The organism is Pseudoxanthomonas sp. 3HH-4 (genome assembly GCF_006716465.1).
Taxonomy (GTDB): Bacteria; Pseudomonadota; Gammaproteobacteria; order Xanthomonadales; family Xanthomonadaceae; genus Pseudoxanthomonas_A.
Map to the genome: position 1 here is coordinate 445,977 of NZ_VFPB01000002.1, position 18,649 is coordinate 464,625.

Here is an 18,649-nt window from a genome sequence, read left to right on the forward strand (position 1 = left end):
TCTCTCCGCTTGGGGGGCCCGCAGACCGTCACTGAAGCAGCCGCACATGAAACGGCCCGCAACCGCGGGCCGTTTCGTAGCGGGATCACGCCTCCACCATCAGACCATCGGCAGCTTCAACCCCTGCTCCTTCGCGCACTGCACGGCGATGTCGTAGCCGGCGTCCGCATGGCGCATGACGCCGGTGCCCGGATCGTTCCACAGCACGCGGGCGATACGCTTGTCGGCCTCTTCCGTGCCGTCGCAGACGATCACGACGCCCGAATGCTGCGAGTAGCCCATGCCGACGCCGCCGCCGTGGTGCAGCGACACCCAGGTGGCGCCACCGGCGACGTTGAGCATCGCGTTGAGCAGCGGCCAGTCGCTGACGGCGTCGCTGCCGTCCTTCATCGCTTCGGTCTCGCGGTTCGGCGAGGCCACGCTGCCGGAATCGAGATGGTCGCGGCCGATCACCACCGGCGCCTTCAGCTCGCCGTTGCGTACCATTTCGTTGAACGCAAGGCCGAGCTTGTGGCGCAGGCCCAGGCCGACCCAGCAGATGCGCGCCGGCAGGCCCTGGAAACTGATGCGCTCGCGCGCCATGTCAAGCCAGCGATGCAGGTGCGCATCGTCGGGGATCAGTTCCTTCACCTTGGCATCGGTCCTGTAGATGTCTTCCGGGTCGCCGCTCAGCGCGACCCAGCGGAACGGGCCCACACCGCGGCAGAACAGCGGACGCACATAGGCCGGCACGAAACCCGGGAAATCGAACGCGTTCTTCAACCCCTGGTCGAACGCCATCTGCCGGATGTTGTTGCCGTAGTCGAAGGTCGGCACGCCCATCTGCTGGAACGCCAGCATCGCTTCCACGTGGACGCGCATGGACTGCTTGGCGGCATCGCGCACGCGCTCGGGTTCGGCCTTCTGTTCGGCCAGCCACTGATCCACCGTCCAGCCGATCGGCAGGTAGCCGTGCACGGGATCGTGCGCGCTGGTCTGGTCCGTGACGGCATCCGGGCGTACGCCGCGCTTCACCAGTTCCGGCAGGATCTCCGCGGCGTTGCCGAGCAGCGCGATGGATTTCGCCTCGCCGGCCGCGGTGTACTTCGCGATGCGCGCGAGGGCGTCATCGAGGTCGGCGGCCTGTTCGTCCACGTAGCGCGTGCGCAGGCGCATGTCGATGCTGGACTGGCGGCATTCGATGTTCAGCGAACTGGCGCCGGCAAGCGCCGCCGCCAGCGGCTGCGCGCCGCCCATGCCGCCGAGGCCGGCGGTGAGGATCCACTTGCCGGCCAGGTTGCCGCCGTAATGCTGGCGCCCCATCTCGACGAAGGTTTCGTACGTGCCCTGCACGATGCCCTGGCTGCCGATGTAGATCCACGAGCCGGCCGTCATCTGGCCGTACATCATCAGGCCCTTTCGGTCGAGTTCGTTGAAGTGTTCCCAGGTGGCCCAGTGCGGCACCAGGTTGGAGTTGGCGATCAGCACGCGCGGCGCATCGGGATGCGTGGGGAAGATGCCGACCGGCTTGCCGGACTGCACCAGCAGGGTCTCGTTGTCGCCAAGTTCGCGCAGCGACGTCAGGATGGCGTCATAGCAGGCCCAGTCGCGCGCGGCGCGGCCGATGCCGCCGTACACCACCAGCGAAGTGGGATCTTCGGCGACTTCCGCATCCAGGTTGTTCTGCAGCATCCGGTACGGCGCCTCGCTGAGCCAGGACTTGCAGGTCAGCGTGTTGCCACGCGGGGCGCGGATGACGCGGGAAGGGTCGTGGCGGGGATCGGACATGACAGGTTCCAGATGCAGGTATGCGGCCATTATCGGCGGGAGGCCATGCCCTGCGCGAGCCGCGGCGATGCTGCAGTGCGCGATGGCATGCGTGGCAGAATCCGGCCATGACTGCCATCCGCCTGTTTCTCTCCGCTTTTCTGTTGGCCGGCCTGCCATGCGCGGCGCCTGTGGTGGCCACGCCGCCGGACCGCATCCTGGTGTTCACCAAGACGGCGAAGTTCCGCCACGAATCCATCCCGGTGGCCGTGGCAACGCTGCAACGGATCGCCACGGCTGAAGGCATGGTCGCCGATCACACCGAGGATGCCAGCACCTTCACCACCGCCCATCTGGCGCGTTACCGCGTGGTGGTGTTCGCCAGCACCACGGGCGATGTACTGGACGACGCGCAACAGGCGGCACTGGAGGGCTTCGTGCGCAACGGCGGTGGCTTCGTCGGCGTGCACGCCGCGGCCGACACCGAGTACGACTGGCCCTGGTACGGGCAACTGGTGGGCGAGCACTTCCAGGATCACCCGCCCGGGCTGCAATCCACGCACGTGCAGCCAGAGCATGGCGGGAAACCCGTGGGCGAGCGCTGGCCGATCACCGACGAGCTGTACAACTACCGCGCCAATCCACGCGGGCGCGTGCGGGTGATCGCAACGGTGGACGAACGCGGGTACGACGGTGGCCTGATGGGCGACGACCATCCCATCGCGTGGTGCCATGCCTTCGATGGCGGACGCAGCTGGTACACGGGGCTGGGCCACGATGCCCCGGTGTATGCGGATGCGAACGTCATCGCGCAGCTGGTGCGCGGGCTGCGGTATGCCTCGGGGCGTTCGGACGACTGTTGAGGCTTTGCGTGCTCCCCTTCAGTGAGGAGCGCGCGCCGGAGTGCTTGCCTTCGGGTCGATCCGGAACCTGGAAGGCGTATGCCGTTCCGGAATTACCGGATGGAGGAATCCAGCGTGCGCAACGCGTCGGCCAGATTCATGTGACCCGTGCGATCGAGATCTTCCTTGGTGTATGCACGGCCCGGAAGACCGTTGCAGGCCGTCTTGCGATCGCGCGGACGGATGCGGCTGCCGGTCTGGCGCACGCAGTTGGCTTCCGACACGGGCGGCTTTTCGGTGGCTGCGGAGGCGGTCTCGGCATCGGTTGCCGGCGTCGCGACGTCGCGGGTTTCAGTGGCAGCCGTCTCTGGAGAAGGCGCGGCTTGCGCTGCGGCAACAGGCGATTCGGCGTGCGCGGCGGTAGCTGCCAGGCAGGCAGCGAAAGCGAAGAGGGTCAGGCGCTTCATGATCGACTCCCGGTAGAGCGTGCGGGCCCTACGTTACGCCTCGCCACGCGTTAATGTGAGTCTGGACGTCCTGATCGTTCAGGCTGAAATCAGGCAGGCGGGCACTGGACCTTGCGCCCTTCGTGGAAGCGCTGCACGGCCGCCGCGTCCACCTTCTGCGGCGACACGCCATCGTCGAACAGGACGCGCCATGCGCCGTCATCGCCCCGCTGCCACACCGAGCCGAAGCGACCGATCCTGTACTCGCCGGTCGCCGGATCTTCGTACAGGGCCGGGCCGCTGGAATAGGCCGTGCGGCCGTCGCCGCCGAGCGTCACGACCGCCGGGTACCAGCGCAGCTTCAAGGCTTTGCCCTCGATCAACGGCGCCCATTCCCGGGTGATGGCCTCGCGCCCCCGGGTGGGCGCACGGCTGACGCCAAAAGCGGCATCGGAATGCAGGTGCTCGGCGAATGCCTCCGCGTCATGGTCGGCGACGGACTGGGCGAAGCTGAGTTCGCGCTGCCAGACGGCGCATTCGGCCTGCCGCGTGGCGTCCGGCGTGGCCGCCAGGGCATTGCCGGCGGACAGTCCCAGCAACAGCGTGAACGAAAGTCGGAGGCGCGTTGTCATGCGGAATGTCCCGGAGTCTGCCAAGCTGTCACCGTTCTAGAGTGATTACGTAGCCCATGCACCTGCCAATCGTCAGGGGGGCGTGGTTGGCCATGCTGTTGTGCCTGGCCGCCTGCAGCTCCCCAGCGCGGCGCGACGATGCCGCGTCCCTTCCGCCCTCCACCCTGCTGCTGGTTTCCATCGATGGCCTGCGCGCCGATATCCCGGGCAGCGGCCGCATGCCCACGCTGGATGGCCTGTTCGCGCAGGGCGCACGCGCGGCGTGGGTCAATCCTTCGTATCCCACGCTCACTTTCCCCAACCACTACACCCTGGTGACCGGCCTGCGGCCGGACCGCCATGGCATCGTCCACAACGACCTCAAGGACGCTGCGCTGGGGAGGTTCGAATCGAAAAAGGCCTCCGGCCGCGACGGCCGCTTCTGGGGAGGGGAGCCGATCTGGATCAGCGCACAACGCGCGGGCTTGAAGACCGCGACGATGTTCTGGCCCGGTTCCGAAGCGGAGATCGCGGGCGGGCGTCCCGACCACTGGCGCCCCTTCAACAGTGCCCTGACGCCGGACCAGCGCGTGGCCGAAGTGCTGGCGTGGCTGGACCTGCCGGCAGCCGAGCGTCCGCGCTTCATCACGCTGTACCTGGAACAGTACGACGTGGCCGCGCATGCGGCCGGGACGTTCTCGCCCCAGGCCGTGGATGCCATGCACACCATCGACACCGCACTGGCAACGCTGCTGCGTGGCCTGGAGACGCGTCATCTGCGCAGCAGCACCAACCTGGTCGTGCTGTCCGACCACGGCATGGCCGACGTGCGCACGTCCGACACCGCCTACCTGGACGACGTGCTGCCGGAGTCCATGTTCTCGTGGTCGTCGCTCGGCCCCGTGGCGCACATCACCCCGCGCGCAGGACTAGAGGCCGAGGTCGCGCGCCGCCTGATCGGTCGGCACGACCACTACACCTGCTGGAACAGGGACACGTTGCCCGCCGCATGGCATTACGGGCGCAACGCGCGCATCGCGCCTATCGTCTGCCAGTCCGACACAGGCTGGCGACTGCAGCTGCGTCGCCACCCGCTGCCGCTGCAGGCCTTGAAGGGTGAACACGGCTTCGTGCCGGAGGATCCGCAGATGCGCGCATTCTTCGTCGCGTCAGGACCGGATTTCGTGCCCGGCGTGGAACTGCCCGCCTTCGACAATGTCGACGTGTATCCGCTGCTGGCCCACCTGCTGCGCATCCGGGCGGCAGCGAACGACGGCACCCTGCAGACGTTCGCGCCGGCCCTCGCGCCGCGGGCGGACACACCGCATTGATGTCCGGAAACGGGGAGTCCACGCGCGGGGCCGGTGCTAGCCTGCGCGCATGCTTCCCACCGATGCCACCGCCCTGCCCGACCCGCACGTCTGCGAACAGGCGCGCCTGAGCCGCGATGCGCGCTTCGACGGCCTGTTCTTCACCGCCGTCACCAGTACCCGCATCTACTGCCGTCCGGTGTGCCCGGCGCCCGCGCCGAAGCCGGCGAACATCGTCTACTACCGCCACGCCGCTGCGGCAGAGGCCGCCGGTTTCCGCCCATGCCTGCGCTGCCGCCCGGAACTCGCGCCGGGCGACGGCACCTGGCGGCGCGGCGATGCGGTGGTGGCGCGCGCACTGAAGCTGATCGACCAGGGCGCGCTGGTGGACGCGCCGTTATCCGCGCTGGCCGGGAAAGTCGGTTTGGGCGAACGGCAGCTGCGCCGCCTGTTCACCGAACGCCTGGGTGCGACGCCGGCGGGCGTGCACGGCACGCGGCGCCTGCTGTTCGCCAAGCAGCTGCTCACCGATACCGCGCTGCCCATCACGCAGGTGGCACTGGCGGCGGGCTTCGGCAGCCTGACCCGGTTCAACACTACCTTCCGTGAGGAATACCGCATGGCGCCGCGCGACCTGCGCAAGCGCGATGCGCCGCCTTCGCACGAGGTGATGACGCTCCGTCTTGGCTACCGGCCACCCTACGACTTTGCCGCGATGCTGGATTTCCTGCGCGGACGCGCCCTGCCCGGCGTGGAAGCCGTGGATGAACACGGTTATTCCCGCGTGATCGGTACGGGGGCTGCACCCGGCTGGTTGCGGGTCAGCGAATGGGATGGAAGGGACCCGCATGCATTGAAGCTGGAATTGCACGGTGCGGCGCCTGTCGAACTGCTGGGGATCGTGCATCGCCTGCGCCGCATGTTCGACCTGGATGCGGACCCGCAGGCCATCGCGCACGCGCTGGAGGGCGACGCGCGCCTGCGTCCGTTGCTGCGCGAGCGGCCGGGCCTGCGGTTGCCCAGCGGCTGGGATGGCTTCGAGATCGCGGTGCGTGCCGTCATCGGCCAGCAGGTCAGCGTGGCCGCCGCACGCACGCTGACCGCGCGCCTGGCGCAACGGTATGGAACCGCACTGGCGACGCCGTTCGGGGCACTGGCGCAGATGTTCCCGACGCCTGACGCGATCGCCGATGTCGACCTGACCGAGATCGGCCTGACCCGCGCGCGCGCTGCGACGATACGGGGGCTGGCACGCGCAGTGATCGAAGGTCGCGTGGACTTCAATCCGGAACGCACCCTGGACGATTTCACTGCACGCTGGGTCGCCCTGCCCGGCATCGGGCCATGGACCGCGCACTACATGGCGCTGCGCGCACTCGGTCATCCGGATGCGTTTCCCGCCGACGACCTGGTCCTGCAGAAGGCAGTGCCGACGGATGGCACGCGGATGACAGCGAAGGCTCTGACCTTACGCGCGGAAGCCTGGCGGCCGTGGCGTGCGTATGCGGTGATCCATGTGTGGAAGGCCAGCATGGCGGCGCAGAAGCCACGCTCTCCTGCAGGAGCGACGTAAGTCGCGACCGGGATACTTCCAACGACAGCGAACATTTCATTCATGCGATCGCGACTTACGTCGCTCCTACATCCGAGCTCCCTTATCCTGCCCTCGCCATGATCCTCTTCCGCTACCTCGACAGTCCCGTCGGCACGCTCACCCTGGCCGCGACCGACGACGGCCTGCATGCGATCGAATTCCCGCGCAACCGCCACCCAGCGAGCCGTGCTGGATGGACGGAGGGGCAACATCCCGTGCTCGATCTGGCCGCACGCCAGTTGGATGAGTATTTTGCCGCGACGCGCCTCGCGTTCGATCTTCCGCTGGCACCGCGCGGCACCGACTTCCAGCGCACCGTGTGGCTGGCGCTGGCCGGAATCGCCTACGGGGAAACGGTCAGCTACGCGCAACTGGCGCAGCGCGTCGGAAAGCCCACCGCGATGCGCGCCGTCGGCGCCGCCAACGGACGCAATCCGCTGCCCATCGTACTGCCCTGTCATCGCGTGATCGGTGCTGACGGTTCGCTGACGGGCTTCGGTGGCGGCCTGCCGACCAAGCAGTTCCTTCTGGAACTGGAAGGCGCGCTGGCGAGGGCGGACGACCTGTTCGGCTGAAGTCGCCTACATGCCGCGGAAACGCTGCTGGAACGCGGCGCTGATCGGCAGCACGTCCCGGCGGCCCTTCACGCTGAGCTGGTGGCGGCCGAGTTCGTCCTTGCGCACGCGGTCGATGGCCTGCACGCGCACCAGCACGCCGCGGTGCACCTGCCAGAACACATCGTGATCGAGTCCCGCCAGCAATTCCTTCAGGGGCATGCGGATGATCGCGTCGTCATCGGCGGTCGCCACGCGCACGTACTTGTCCTGCGCCTGGAAGAACAACACGTCATCGATGGCGATCATGCGCACGCTGTCGCCGACGCTGGCAGTGATCCAGCGGATGAGCCGATCGCCCTTCGGACGCAGGCGCGCCTCGAGATCGTCGATCAACGCACGGAGATCCGGCGTGCGCGGGTCGGCAAGGTCAGCAAGCCGCTCCCTCACGCGCTCCACCGTCTGGGCGAGCCGCACGTCCTGCACCGGCTTGAGCAGATAGTCCGCGGCGCCCGCCTCGAAGGCGCGGATCGCGTAGTCCTCGTAGGCGGTGGTGAAGACCACCAGGCCACCCTGCTCCACCACCTTGCGGGCCACGTCCAGCCCGGTGACGCCCGGCATGCGGATGTCGAGAAAGGCGATCCGGGGACGGTGCCGCGTCACGGCCTCCAGCGCGGACACGCCGTCCTCGCACACCGCCACGATATCGAGTTCGGGCCACGCCGCATGCAGCTGTTGCTGCAGCGCGCGCCGCTGGGGCGCTTCATCCTCGGCGATCACGGCGGTGATGCGGCTCATGCCGGCGACCGTAGCGGCACGCGGATCCCGGCGCAAACGCCGCGCCCGCCCGCCCGCGGCGACAACGCGAAGTCCGCCTGCGCACCGTAACGTGCGGCGAGTTGCTCACGCACGTTCGCCAGCCCCACGCCGGTACTCAGGCCAGGCTGCAGGCCGGCGCCGTCGTCGGTGACCCGGACGCACAACTGCTCGCCTTCAACGACCGCCGCCACCTCGATGCGCCCCGGGCCCGGGCGCGGCTCGATGCCGTGCTTGATCGCGTTCTCCACCAGCGTGATCAGTAATGACGGCGGGAACGGCAGCACGCGAAGCGCATCGTCCGCCTGCACCGAATATGTCAGTCGCCCGCCCATGCGCACCTGCATCAGCGCGAGGTAGCTGGCCGCGATGTCCAGTTGCTGTCCCAGCGTGGCGTGCAGGCCGCGGTCATCGCGCAGCTTGGGGATCGTGGCGCGCAGGAACGCGACCAGCGCGTCCAGCGTGGCCTCCGCCTGGGCCGGATCCTGCCGCACCAGTGCACGCACTGAGGCCAGCGTGTTGAACAGGAAGTGCGGTTCCACCTGCGCCTGCAGCACGCCCAGGCGCAGGTCCGCCTCGTGCACTCGGTCCTCCAGCGCGCTCATTTCGCGGCCATGGCGATGCGCATCCCAGCGCCGGTGTTCGCTGAAGTAGGCACGCAACGCCAGCCCACCGCCAAACAACCCGTAGATCACGATGAGTACCGCGATATTGATCGCCAGGCCAATGGCCCTTATCCATGGCGACAGATCCGGCGGTCGCGCGTTCAGCCCGGCTGCGGCGAGTCCTGGCTTGGTGATCTGTTCGATATACGACGAGGCCAACTGGTCCACGAAGTAGCTCAGCACCATGCCCACCAGCACGGCGACCACGACGGCCTTGCGCTCCGACGACAAGGGCCAGCGCCGATGGCGCACGGCCGTAGCCAATGCGGGCCCCAGCGTCGCCATCAGGCTGAAGGCGACGAACTGCGTCATCGCCACCTTCAGCGCGATGAGGGGATCCTGCACCGCCACGCCGACGCCGGCCCCGATGAAGGCGGCGACCACTGCGATCACGCCGCAGAACAGCAGACTGCGACCGAGCAACCACTGCCGGCCGAACACCGGGTACTGGCGATAACGGCTCCACACGGCGTTGCCGCCGACCAGCACCTCGGGCGGCAGCTTCTGGCGCAGGGAGTAATCGCGATCCATGGTTACTTCCTCTCGCCGCGCAGTTGCTGGCCGGCCTGCTTCAACGTCAATGCAACCACTTTGCCAGCCGCATCGCGTTCAAAGCGTATCTCGGCGCCGACGGCCTCCATCACGAACACGTCCGGCTCCACCGCCTGCACGGTCAGCGCCGGCTGGCCGGTACCCTGGATGGTCAGCGTCTCGCCCTGCGCCTTCACGGTGAGTGCGAACGCGGGCATGAGCGGGTACTCGCCTTCGTATTCGCGCAACACGGCGGCATCGAGCTCCAACGCGGGCTTCGACGCCGCGGCATCCATGCGCATGGCCGGCAGAGCGGCGCCCATCTGCATCCAGGTGAACGACTGTCCCTCCGCCGTGCGCTGCGGCCGCAGTACGGCGTCGAACTCGTGCGGGTAAAAATCGCCTGCAGTGTCGTACCCCATCGTATAGGCACCCTGCCCGGCGGCCTGGATCTCCAGCGCGTCGAGCTTCCTGCGCACGGTCATCTTCATGCCGCCCGCGAGCTGGTACTCACCAGCAAGCGCATCGAGCAGTGCGGCATCCGGCTTGCTCTCACGGCGCGGCGAGCCGAGCGGAAAGCGGGCGTCGACCAGGTGCAGGCCCAGCGACCCCAGGCTGCCGATCGAATTCCAGGTGGTGTCGGACAGGATCACCACGCCCCGTTGCCTGTCCTTGTCGAACGACACGAAGGACGAGAAACCACCGGTACCGCCTTCATGCACGTGCACGACACGCTCCCCGACCGGCATCAGCATCCAGTTCATCGCCATCGTCGGCGCATCGGAAAGCTTCTGCTGCGACAGCACCAGGGCGGGCGAGATGGACGTTGCCTGGCCGTCGAGCTGGCCCTGCACGTAGCGGACCATGTCGTCGAGCGTGGCGCGCACACCGCCCACACCTGCGAGGTTGGTCTGGAAATGCCAGGCGGAAGCCGGACGCGCATTCGGCGTATGCCCCACCGCTGCACGCACGCCGGGCGGCACATGGTCGATGTAGGCGTGTCGCATGCCGAGCGGCGCGAACAGCCGCTGCTGCAGCAAGGTTTCCATATCCGTGCCGGCGCGGCGGGCGACGGCGTACGACAGCACCATCGAGGCGAAGTTCGAGTATTCGAATGTCGTGCCGGGCGCAGCCGTCAGGGTGACGTCGCCCAGCGAAGCCAGCAACGCAGCTTCGTCCAGCCTGGCGTAGGGATCGTCCACGCTGGGCGCGGCCATGCGCGACGGCAGTGCGGGCAATCCCGAGCTGTGTGTCACCACGTGGCGGATCAGGATCGGCTTGCCCTGGTAGTCCGGCAGCTTGGTGCCCGCCGGCAACCACGCGGACAGCGGGTCATCCAGCGAGCCCTTGCCCTGCAGGATCAGGTCGGCCAGCAGCGCCGCTGTCATGGTCTTGCTGACGGAGCCGATCTCGAATGCCGTATCGGCGCCGATGCGCGCGATATCCCGTCCATTCGCGCACTGGAACGTGCGGGCCACACTGTCTCCTTCGATCAAGGCCACCGCCATGCACGCGCCCGTGCGATCGCCCTGCAGGCGCTGCCTGACGAGATCGCCCAGCGCATCGTCGCTCATGGCATGGACGGAACCGCTGGCGACGGCCAGCGTCAGGGCGAGGGAATGCGCAAACGTCATAGCGTGGCTCCTGATGGGATGACCACCATGCTGCCGCACCCGTCCCTGCGCCGTGCTGGCATCGGATGGAGACGGCCATCCCCACGACGGAACCCCCGATCCGGCGGATGGCACCGGCAACGGCGGCAGCCCGTCCGTCATGCCATCACCCGCGCAGGAGCTGCCGAAGGGTCTCACCGTAGCGGCGCGCGATCGCCTCGGCTGCCACGTGTCGCCCGTCGGCGACCACCTGGCGCCCGGCCACCCTGACTTCCTCGACCAGTGGCCGATTGCCAGCGAACAGCCAGCGGTCGATGACATCGTCCTGCGTGGCGCCCGCCATTACGGGAGCTAGCCCATCCAGGACGACGCAATCCCCGCTTGTGCCCGCAAAGCCGGTGGCATCCGCGGCACTCGCCAGCACGCCGCGCAGCAGCGTCTCGCCGACGCTGCTCGATGTCGGCGTCACCGCGATGTTGCGATGGCGCGTGACCAGGCGCTGGCCGTACTCCAGCCAGCGCAGTTCCTCCACGGGCGACACCGAGACATGCGAATCCGAACCGATGCCCCACCGTCCGCCCGCCTGCAGATAGTCGCGCAGCGGGAACAGGCCATCGCCCAGGTTGGCTTCGGTCGTGGGACAGATCGCCACCGTGGCACCGCTGGCGGCGATGCCGCGCGTCTCCGCTTCGGTGAGGTGCGTGGCATGCACCAGCGTCCATCGACGGTCGACCGGACATTCGCCCAGCAGCCATTCGACCGGCCGTGCCTGCCGCAGCGCCAGGCAATCCTGCACTTCGCCCACTTGTTCGGCGATGTGGATGTGCACCGGCGCCTCGATGGGCAGTGCGGCCAGCACGCGCCGCATGGCCGCTTCCGGCACCGCACGCAGGCTGTGGAACGCGCAGCCCACGCGCAACCCATCGTCCTGCAGGGAGCGCAAGCCGTCGAACAAGCGAAGGAAGTCGTCCACGCCGTGACCGAACCGTTGCTGCCGTGGCGACAGCGCGCGGCCGTCGAAGCCCCCGGTCATGTACAGCACGGGCAACAGCGTCATGCGGATGCCGGTGTCGCGCGCGGCAGCCGCCACCGCCTTCGACATCGCCGCCGGGTCGGCATACGGCGCGCCATCCGGCTGGTGGTGGACGTAGTGGAATTCGCACACGTGCGTGTAACCGGCTTCCAGCATTTCCGCATACAGCTGCGTCGCCACCGCGTACATGCTGTCGGGCGTCATGCGGGCCGCGAAGCGATACATGATCTCGCGCCAGGTCCAGAAACTGTCCTCCGGATGCGTCTGTCGCTCCGCCAAGCCGGCCATCGCGCGCTGGAATGCATGCGAATGCAGGTTGGCGATGCCGGGCACGCGCCAGCCCCCGTCGGTGGCGACGGCCAGCGCTTCGTTGGGATCACGCTGGGACATGGCAATACTCACGGCTGGCGACAAGGGTGCGTTAGGCTACCGCGTCGCTCCCTGCTCTGGCACGCCCATGGATGCTCTTGAAATCGCCCTGCTGTTCGTCGCGGCGGCCCTTTTCGCGGTCTTCGTGTTCCTGAAGGCCGCGAGGACCGATCGTGACGACGGCGGCAACGGCAGCGTCCACGGCTTTGAGGGCGACGCAGAGGGCGGCGGCGACGGCGGAGGCGATTGATCGCATGACGCTCCGCTGGGATGGTCTGCTGGTGAATGCGCGACTGGTGACGCTGGCAGGCGACACCGGTTACGGCGTGATGGAAAACGGCGCCCTGGGCTGGCGCGATGGCGTGCTGGTGTTCGCCGGCGCGATGGACAGCCTGCCCGCTCCACCGGATGCGCTGGCCGACACCTTCATCGATGCGGGCGGAGACTGGGTGACGGCCGGCCTCGTGGATTGCCACACGCATGTCGTGTTCGGCGGCGACCGCGCCGGCGAGTTCGAACAGCGCCTGCAGGGCGCCAGCTATGAAGACATCGCGCGTGCAGGAGGCGGCATCGTGTCCACGGTGCGAGCCACCCGTGCCGCCAGCGAGGACGACCTGTTCGCACAGTCGCTGCCGCGCGCGCGCGCGCTGCGCGACGATGGCGTGACCACGCTGGAGATCAAATCCGGCTATGGCCTTGATCTCGAAAACGAGCGCAAGATGCTGCGCGTGGCCCGGCGCATCGGCGGTGCGCTCGGCATTACGGTGCGCACCACGTTCCTGGGTGCGCATGCGTTGCCGCCGGAGTACGCAGGACGTGCCGACGACTACATCGGCGCCGTGTGCGACTGGCTGCCGTTGCTGCATGCGGAAGGACTGGTGGATGCGGTGGACGCCTTCTGCGAACGCATCGGCTTCACCGCGGCGCAGACGCAGCGGATGTTCGAAACCGCACGCACGTTGGGACTCCCCGTGAAATTGCACGCGGACCAGTTGAGCGATGGTGGCGGTGCGGCGCTGGTGGCCGGCTTTGGCGGGCTGTCGGCGGACCACGTGGAGTACACCTCGGAGGCCGGTGTCGCCGCCATGAAGCAGGCAGGCAGCGTTGCCGTGCTGTTGCCGGGCGCATTCCACGTGCTGCGCGAAACCAGATTGCCGCCACTGGATGCCTTCCGTGCACAGGGCGTGCCGATGGCGGTGGCGACGGATTGCAATCCCGGTACGTCACCGCTGCAATCCCTGCGGCTGGCGATGTCGCTGGCGTGCACGCATTTCCGGCTGACGCCGGAGGAAGCCTTGCGTGGCTCCACCGTGCATGCGGCACAGGCGTTGGGCTTGTCGGATCGTGGACGCCTGCAGGCCGGGCAACGCGCGGACTTCGTGCGCTGGCGCATCGGCCAGCCCGCGCAACTCGCCTACTGGCTGGGCGGCGACCTGGTGTCGGCGGTGCACGTGGGCGGCCGCCTCGTTACCGCTGGCTAGAAAAACGAAAACCCCGGCGCAGGCCGGGGTTTCGCACGCGCTGCCGGACTTGCCGGCGCGGGTGGCTTACGCCTTGGCGACGGCCTTCTTGGCCACGGCCTTCTTCGCCGGGGTCTTCACGACCGACTTCTTGGCGGTGGCGGTGGCAGCCACACCCGCCTTGGCGACCGTGTGCTTGCGCGCATTGCCGTAGCTGGACGAATAGCGCTTGCCCTTGGCCGTCTTGCGATCACCCTTGCCCATCTTTGTTCTCCTGATTCACTGAAAAGTACGCCCGGGTCGGGGCGATTGCACGTGCGACCACCGGACCGGGGCGCTGCGCGCGAGGCCGCAAAGCCTACCACAGCGGGGCCTCCTCGGCCCCTGCCGACGTTACGGCAAGGCGCTCAGTGCGCGCAGCTGGCGTCGTGGATGTGCCAGTGGTTCAGGCGCAGGTTCAGCAGATGGGCCAAGCCCACCAGCGTGCCACCCACGGTCATGACGATGGCATGCGGCACCACGGCTTCATGCAGGGGCGCATACAACACCCCCGCCCACAGGGCAGCCAGTCCGAACAGCAGCATGCCCAGCGCGCGGAACGCGCGGTGGCGGCGATAGCCCCAGACCAGGCTGAAAAGGCCCAGCACGGTCACGAAGGTCACGAAGCCGCGCTCGAAGCCGTCGCCCAGCCACACGGACAGGCCCAGCGAGGGGATCGCGGCCAACAGCAGGGGCGTGATCGCGCAATGCAATGCACACACCAGCGATCCGGCAGCGGCGAAGCGATCGATGAAGAAGCGGAGGGAGGACTTCATGGGGACAAGTATGACTTCCGGGACGGTTATATTGTCACTATTGGTATATTATAACATCTTCAACTTCCCCACCATGAGTGAATCCACGCCCATGCCATCCCCGCGTCGCGCCCTTCCCGCCCCACACCTGCTCGCCGCCGCCCTCGCCCTCGCGCTCGCCTCTCCCGCCGCACTGGCGGACGACGCCGTAGCCCCCCAGACCAAGGATCTGGACGCCGTAGTGGTGACCGCCTCACCGTTGAAGGGCAATGCCGAATCCGTCGCCACCCCCGTGGAGGTGCTGTACGGCGAGGCGCTGGACAAGGCCAAGGCCGGCACCCTGGGCGAAACGGTGGCGAAGCTGCCGGGCGTGCAGACCACCTATTTCGGCACGGGCGTGGGTCGCCCGATCATCCGCGGCCAGGAAGGCCCGCGCGTGCAGGTGCTGTCCGGCGGCATCGGCTCGATGGACGCCTCCACGGTCTCCGCCGACCACGCGGTGAGCATCGAGCCGTTCCTCGCCGACCAGATCGAAGTGCTGAAGGGGCCCGCCACCCTGCTGTTCGGCAGCGGCGCCATCGGTGGTGCCGTCAACGTGGTCGATGGCCGGCTGGCCGAATCGATCCCGGACCAGCCTCTGAGCGGCCGCGCGGAAGTGCGTGGCAACACCGTCAACGACGAACGCACCGGCATGTTCCGTCTCGACGGCGTCAACGGGAACTGGGTGCTGCATGTCGATGGCCTGGTCCGCGACACCGACGACTACGACATCCCGGGCGTGGCCATCCTGCACGACCACGCGGAAGGCGAAGAACACGAAGAGGAACCACAACCCCGCGGCACGTTGCCTAACAGCTCGGTGAAGACGCGCGCCGGCGCCATCGGCGCGACCTATCTCGGCGACCGCGGCTACTTCGGTCTGGCCGCCAGCACCTACCGCACCGACTACGGCATTCCTGCAGGCGCGCACGTGCATGGCGAAGAAGATCACGACCACGACCATGACGGTGAGGAAGACCACGATCACGAAGAACACGAGGAAGGCGCGGTACGCATCGACATGGTGCAGAACCGGCTGGACCTGAAAACCGGCATCTACGACCCGGTGTCGTTCCTGCAGAGCCTCAACCTGCGCGCGGCCTGGAACGATTACGAGCATGTGGAGCTGGAAGGTGGCGAGGTCGGCACCCGTTTCACCAATGAAGGCTACGACGCGCGCCTTGAAGCCGTGCAGAAGGAATGGAATGGCTGGCGCGGCGCCTTCGGCCTGCAGTTCGGCAGCACCGACTTCAGCGCCGTGGGCGATGAAGCCTTCGTGCCGTCGACCGTCACCGACACCCTGGGGTTCTTCGTGGTGCAGGAAAAGGACTTCGGCCCGTGGAAGCTGGAACTGGGCGGCCGCTACGACAAGGTCGACCTGAAGCCGGATGACCGTGCCGCAAGCGACTTCAATGCGGTCAATCTTTCTGCCGCCGCGATCTGGCGCTTGAGCGACGGATTCGACCTGCGCTTCGGGCTGGACCGTTCCGAGCGTGCGCCCACGAATGAGGAACTGTTCGCCGGCGGCACCCACGTCGCCACGCAGTCCATCGAGATCGGTGACGCTTCGCTGGACACCGAGAAGGGCGTGCGTGCGGAAATCGGCGCGCATTGGCACACCGATCGCGTGGACCTGAAGCTGGCGGTCTACCAGACGAAGTTCAAGGACTTCATCTACCTCACCGATACTGGCGTGGAAGAGGAAGGCTATCCGGTGCGACTGTGGACGCAGGACGACGCCACCTTCACCGGCGCCGAGGCCGAGGCGAAGATCCAGCTTGCCGATACCGCCGCCGGCGCATGGGACCTGCGCGTGTACGGCGACTACGTGCGTGCGGAGCTCGATGGCAACGGCATGCGGACGGTAGCCTTCGAGGTACCGCATGGCGACCACACGCATGGTTACGAAGTGGATATCGCACAGGGTGGTTACCTGCCGCGTATCGCACCGATGCGCGTCGGTGCCGACCTGGGCTGGTCGCTGGGTGGCTGGCGCGCATCGCTGGGTGCGGTGCGCTACAGCAAGCAGGACGACCTTGCACAGAACGAGGAGCCGAGTGACGGCTACACGCTGGTGGATGCGCACCTGGCCTATCGCTGGGATCGGACGGCATCAAGCTGGGAAGTGTTCCTGGACGGCAGCAACCTGACCGACGAAGAAGCCCGCCCGCACACCTCGCTGCTGCGCGACTACGCGCCGTTGCCGGGCCGCGGCGTGGCCTTCGGCATCCGCGCGTACTTCTGATCCACTGCTGACGGTCCTCCCCCGGGGCGGCTGGCCTGGATGGCAGCCGCCCTTCTTGACAATAATTATGTGCATATACACATAATTCATCCAGCAGCCCATCACGACCAAGCCCGCATGCTCGCCCCATCCGCCAGCGCATCGCCCAGCACATGCACCTGCTTCCGCTTGCGCCGCGCAAGCCGCCGCGTCACCCAGGTGTACGACCACGAACTGGCCGAGGCCGGCCTGACCCTAAACCAGTACTCCATCCTGCGCCGCAGCGAACGCGAGCCGCGCGTGCTGGGCGACCTGGCCGGGGATCTCGGCATGGATCGCACCACCCTGACCCGCAACCTGTCGCCACTGGTGGATGCAGGCCTGGTGGAAATCGTCCGCGGCCACGACGCGCGCCAGCGCCTGATCGCGCTGACCCCGCCGGGCCGTGACCGACTCGCTGCCGCGAAGCCCCTCTGGCGACGTGCGCAGGCGGTCATCGACGCGATGCTCGGCGAGGCCGGCGTCAAACGACTGCACCGCGACCTGGACCACCTCGACGACCTGCTGCGCCAGCACCTGGGAGAAGCCGCGTGAGCACCGCTACCCCGACGCCCGCTCCACGCATGCACTGGGGCCTGCTGCTGGCCGCCGCGGCGACGCTGATGATCACCATGGGCGCGCGCCAGACAACAGGGCTGTTCGTTTCACCGATCCACCAGGACACCGGCATCGGTATCGCCGCGATCAGCTTCGCGCTGGCGATCGGTCAGTTCACATGGGGAGCCGTACAGCCGATCTTCGGCGCCATCGCCGACAAGCGCGGTTCCACCGGCGTGCTGGTGGTCGGTAGCATCCTTCTATCGCTTGGCCTGGCACTCACGCCGCACCTAACGTCGCCATGGGGCCTGATGTTCACGCTGGGCTTGTTGACGGCGGCCGGCGCAGGCGCGGGCAGCTTCTCGATCCTGATCGGCGCCACCGCACAGCAGCTTGCACCCGAGAAGCGCTCGTTCGCCGCAGGCTTCATCAACGCGGGAGGTTCGCTGGGCCAGTTCGTCTTCGCGCCCCTGGTACAGGCCGTGATCGCCGTCGCCGGCTGGGCCAGCGCGATGTACACGCTTGCCGTCGCATCGCTGCTCGCGATCCCCCTGGCCTTCCCGTTGCGCAGGAAGGCGACGCCTTCGACGGGCACGACACCGGCCACTGCCGTCGGTGGCATTTCGCTCAAACAGCAGATCGCCGTCGCCCTGCGCGACCGCAGCTACTGGATGCTGCACCTGGGCTTCTTCACATGCGGCGTGCACATCGCCTTCCTGGTGACGCATCTGCCCGGCGAGATCGCATTGTGCGGACTGGCGCCCAGCGTGTCGGCGGTATCGATCGCCCTGATCGGCCTGTTCAACGTGGCCGGCAGCCTGGTCGCGGGCGCCCTGGGCCAGCGCATGCGCATGAAGTGGATACTCGCGGCGATGTACGCCAGCCGCGCCGTGATGATCGTGCTCTACCTCATGGCGCCGCCAACGCCGTTGACGTTCTACGTATTCGCCGCAGCGCTCGGTTTCACATGGCTGGCAACCGTGCCGCCGACAGCAGGCCTGGTCGGAAAGCTGTTCGGCCCTCGCTACCTGGGCACGCTGTTCGGGCTGACCCTGCTGTCGCACCAGATCGGCGGCTTCTTCGGCGCGTGGCTGGGCGGCGTGGCGCTGGAACGCTTCGGCGATTACACGTGGATGTGGTACGCGGACATGGTGCTGGCGTTGATCGCGGCGGCGGCGAACCTGCCCATCCGGGAGGCGGCGCCAAAGGCATTGCCGGCCGCGGCCTAAGAGGCATGTCGATGCGACTGTAGGAGCGACGTAAGTCGCGACCGCAAGGCGTCCGTTGCTAGATGTCCGAACGGGCTTCGCACACCATCGCGCGATGGCTTCATCCCCCGCGCGCGACAAGGATTCAGTGCGCTGCAGGTCTGTGGTCGCGACTCACGTCGCTCCTACAACAGCTT

The 18,649-nt window shown here is 67.7% G+C and carries 18 protein-coding genes; 9 read left to right on the forward strand and 9 right to left on the reverse strand.

Annotated features, from left to right (window positions below; translation table 11 throughout):
• Positions 1 to 99: 99 nt before the first annotated feature.
• On the reverse strand, positions 100 to 1,767 hold the full coding sequence (gene hutU / locus FB548_RS09480; protein WP_142124523.1) for a urocanate hydratase: 1,668 nt from the start codon (positions 1,765 to 1,767) through the stop codon (positions 100 to 102).
• A 107-nt stretch (positions 1,768 to 1,874) separates the two neighbouring features.
• Between hutU and FB548_RS09485 the strand changes: the two genes are divergently transcribed.
• On the forward strand, positions 1,875 to 2,609 hold the full coding sequence (locus FB548_RS09485) for a ThuA domain-containing protein (protein WP_142124524.1): 735 nt from the start codon (positions 1,875 to 1,877) through the stop codon (positions 2,607 to 2,609).
• A 92-nt stretch (positions 2,610 to 2,701) separates the two neighbouring features.
• Here FB548_RS09485 and FB548_RS09490 read toward each other — a convergent pair whose 3' ends face one another.
• Entirely contained in the window at positions 2,702 to 3,055 is a 354-nt protein-coding gene (locus FB548_RS09490; protein WP_142124525.1) for a hypothetical protein, read from the reverse strand.
• An 89-nt stretch (positions 3,056 to 3,144) separates the two neighbouring features.
• Entirely contained in the window at positions 3,145 to 3,666 is a 522-nt protein-coding gene (locus tag FB548_RS09495) for a DUF4440 domain-containing protein (RefSeq protein WP_142124526.1), read from the reverse strand.
• A gap of 56 nt (positions 3,667 to 3,722) precedes the next feature.
• On the opposite strand from FB548_RS09495, the gene FB548_RS09500 reads away from it, so the two are divergent.
• The 3 genes from FB548_RS09500 to FB548_RS09510 all read left to right on the forward strand — a co-directional run bounded on the left by FB548_RS09500 (position 3,723) and on the right by FB548_RS09510 (position 7,124).
• Entirely contained in the window at positions 3,723 to 4,976 is a 1,254-nt protein-coding gene (locus FB548_RS09500) for an ectonucleotide pyrophosphatase/phosphodiesterase (protein WP_142124527.1), read from the forward strand.
• A 49-nt stretch (positions 4,977 to 5,025) separates the two neighbouring features.
• The gene (locus FB548_RS09505; RefSeq protein WP_142124528.1) at positions 5,026 to 6,528 is read left to right on the forward strand and encodes a DNA-3-methyladenine glycosylase 2; all 1,503 of its coding nucleotides are present in this window, start codon (positions 5,026 to 5,028) and stop codon (positions 6,526 to 6,528) included.
• Positions 6,529 to 6,626: 98 nt separating this feature from the next.
• A complete protein-coding gene (locus tag FB548_RS09510) occupies positions 6,627 to 7,124 on the forward strand; it encodes a methylated-DNA--[protein]-cysteine S-methyltransferase (protein WP_142124529.1) in 498 nt (165 codons plus the stop codon).
• A gap of 6 nt (positions 7,125 to 7,130) precedes the next feature.
• Here the strand turns inward: FB548_RS09510 and FB548_RS09515 are convergent, their stop codons facing one another.
• From FB548_RS09515 to FB548_RS09530, 4 genes are all read right to left on the reverse strand, one after another.
• Entirely contained in the window at positions 7,131 to 7,901 is a 771-nt protein-coding gene (locus tag FB548_RS09515) for a LytTR family DNA-binding domain-containing protein (RefSeq protein WP_142124530.1), read from the reverse strand.
• Positions 7,898 to 9,115: a histidine kinase gene (locus tag FB548_RS09520; protein ID WP_142124531.1), complete on the reverse strand. Its 1,218-nt coding sequence runs from the start codon at positions 9,113 to 9,115 to the stop codon at positions 7,898 to 7,900. The genes FB548_RS09515 and FB548_RS09520 overlap by 4 nt, the downstream gene beginning before the upstream one ends.
• 2 nt (positions 9,116 to 9,117) lie before the next feature.
• The gene (locus FB548_RS09525; RefSeq protein WP_185742055.1) at positions 9,118 to 10,749 is read right to left on the reverse strand and encodes a serine hydrolase; all 1,632 of its coding nucleotides are present in this window, start codon (positions 10,747 to 10,749) and stop codon (positions 9,118 to 9,120) included.
• A 145-nt stretch (positions 10,750 to 10,894) separates the two neighbouring features.
• Positions 10,895 to 12,151: a formimidoylglutamate deiminase gene (locus FB548_RS09530; protein ID WP_142124533.1), complete on the reverse strand. Its 1,257-nt coding sequence runs from the start codon at positions 12,149 to 12,151 to the stop codon at positions 10,895 to 10,897.
• Here FB548_RS09530 and FB548_RS09535 point away from each other — a divergent pair.
• Both FB548_RS09535 and hutI read left to right on the forward strand, forming a co-directional pair.
• Positions 12,150 to 12,380 carry a hypothetical protein gene (locus FB548_RS09535; RefSeq protein WP_142124534.1) on the forward strand — a complete coding sequence of 77 codons (231 nt, stop codon included), beginning with the start codon at positions 12,150 to 12,152 and terminating at the stop codon, positions 12,378 to 12,380. The genes FB548_RS09530 and FB548_RS09535 overlap by 2 nt on opposite strands.
• Positions 12,381 to 12,384: 4 nt before the next feature.
• Positions 12,385 to 13,611 (forward strand): imidazolonepropionase, encoded by a 1,227-nt coding sequence (hutI, locus tag FB548_RS09540; protein ID WP_185742056.1) that lies wholly within the window; start codon positions 12,385 to 12,387, stop codon positions 13,609 to 13,611.
• Between the two features lie 66 nt (positions 13,612 to 13,677).
• Here the strand turns inward: hutI and FB548_RS09545 are convergent, their stop codons facing one another.
• Positions 13,678 to 13,854, reverse strand: coding sequence for a 30S ribosomal protein THX (locus FB548_RS09545; RefSeq protein ID WP_142124535.1), 177 nt, complete (start codon positions 13,852 to 13,854; stop codon positions 13,678 to 13,680).
• Between the two features lie 143 nt (positions 13,855 to 13,997).
• Positions 13,998 to 14,405, reverse strand: coding sequence for a MerC domain-containing protein (locus FB548_RS09550; protein ID WP_142124536.1), 408 nt, complete (start codon positions 14,403 to 14,405; stop codon positions 13,998 to 14,000).
• Positions 14,406 to 14,496: 91 nt separating this feature from the next.
• On the opposite strand from FB548_RS09550, the gene FB548_RS09555 reads away from it, so the two are divergent.
• From FB548_RS09555 to FB548_RS09565, 3 genes are all read left to right on the forward strand, one after another.
• Positions 14,497 to 16,668 (forward strand): TonB-dependent receptor, encoded by a 2,172-nt coding sequence (locus FB548_RS09555; RefSeq protein WP_142124537.1) that lies wholly within the window; start codon positions 14,497 to 14,499, stop codon positions 16,666 to 16,668.
• 117 nt (positions 16,669 to 16,785) lie between these two features.
• Positions 16,786 to 17,241 carry a MarR family winged helix-turn-helix transcriptional regulator gene (locus tag FB548_RS09560; RefSeq protein ID WP_142124538.1) on the forward strand — a complete coding sequence of 152 codons (456 nt, stop codon included), beginning with the start codon at positions 16,786 to 16,788 and terminating at the stop codon, positions 17,239 to 17,241.
• A gap of 29 nt (positions 17,242 to 17,270) precedes the next feature.
• Positions 17,271 to 18,473, forward strand: a complete 1,203-nt coding sequence (locus FB548_RS09565) for an MFS transporter (protein ID WP_142124639.1) — start codon at positions 17,271 to 17,273, stop codon at positions 18,471 to 18,473.
• The last annotated feature ends 176 nt before the right edge of the window (positions 18,474 to 18,649 follow it).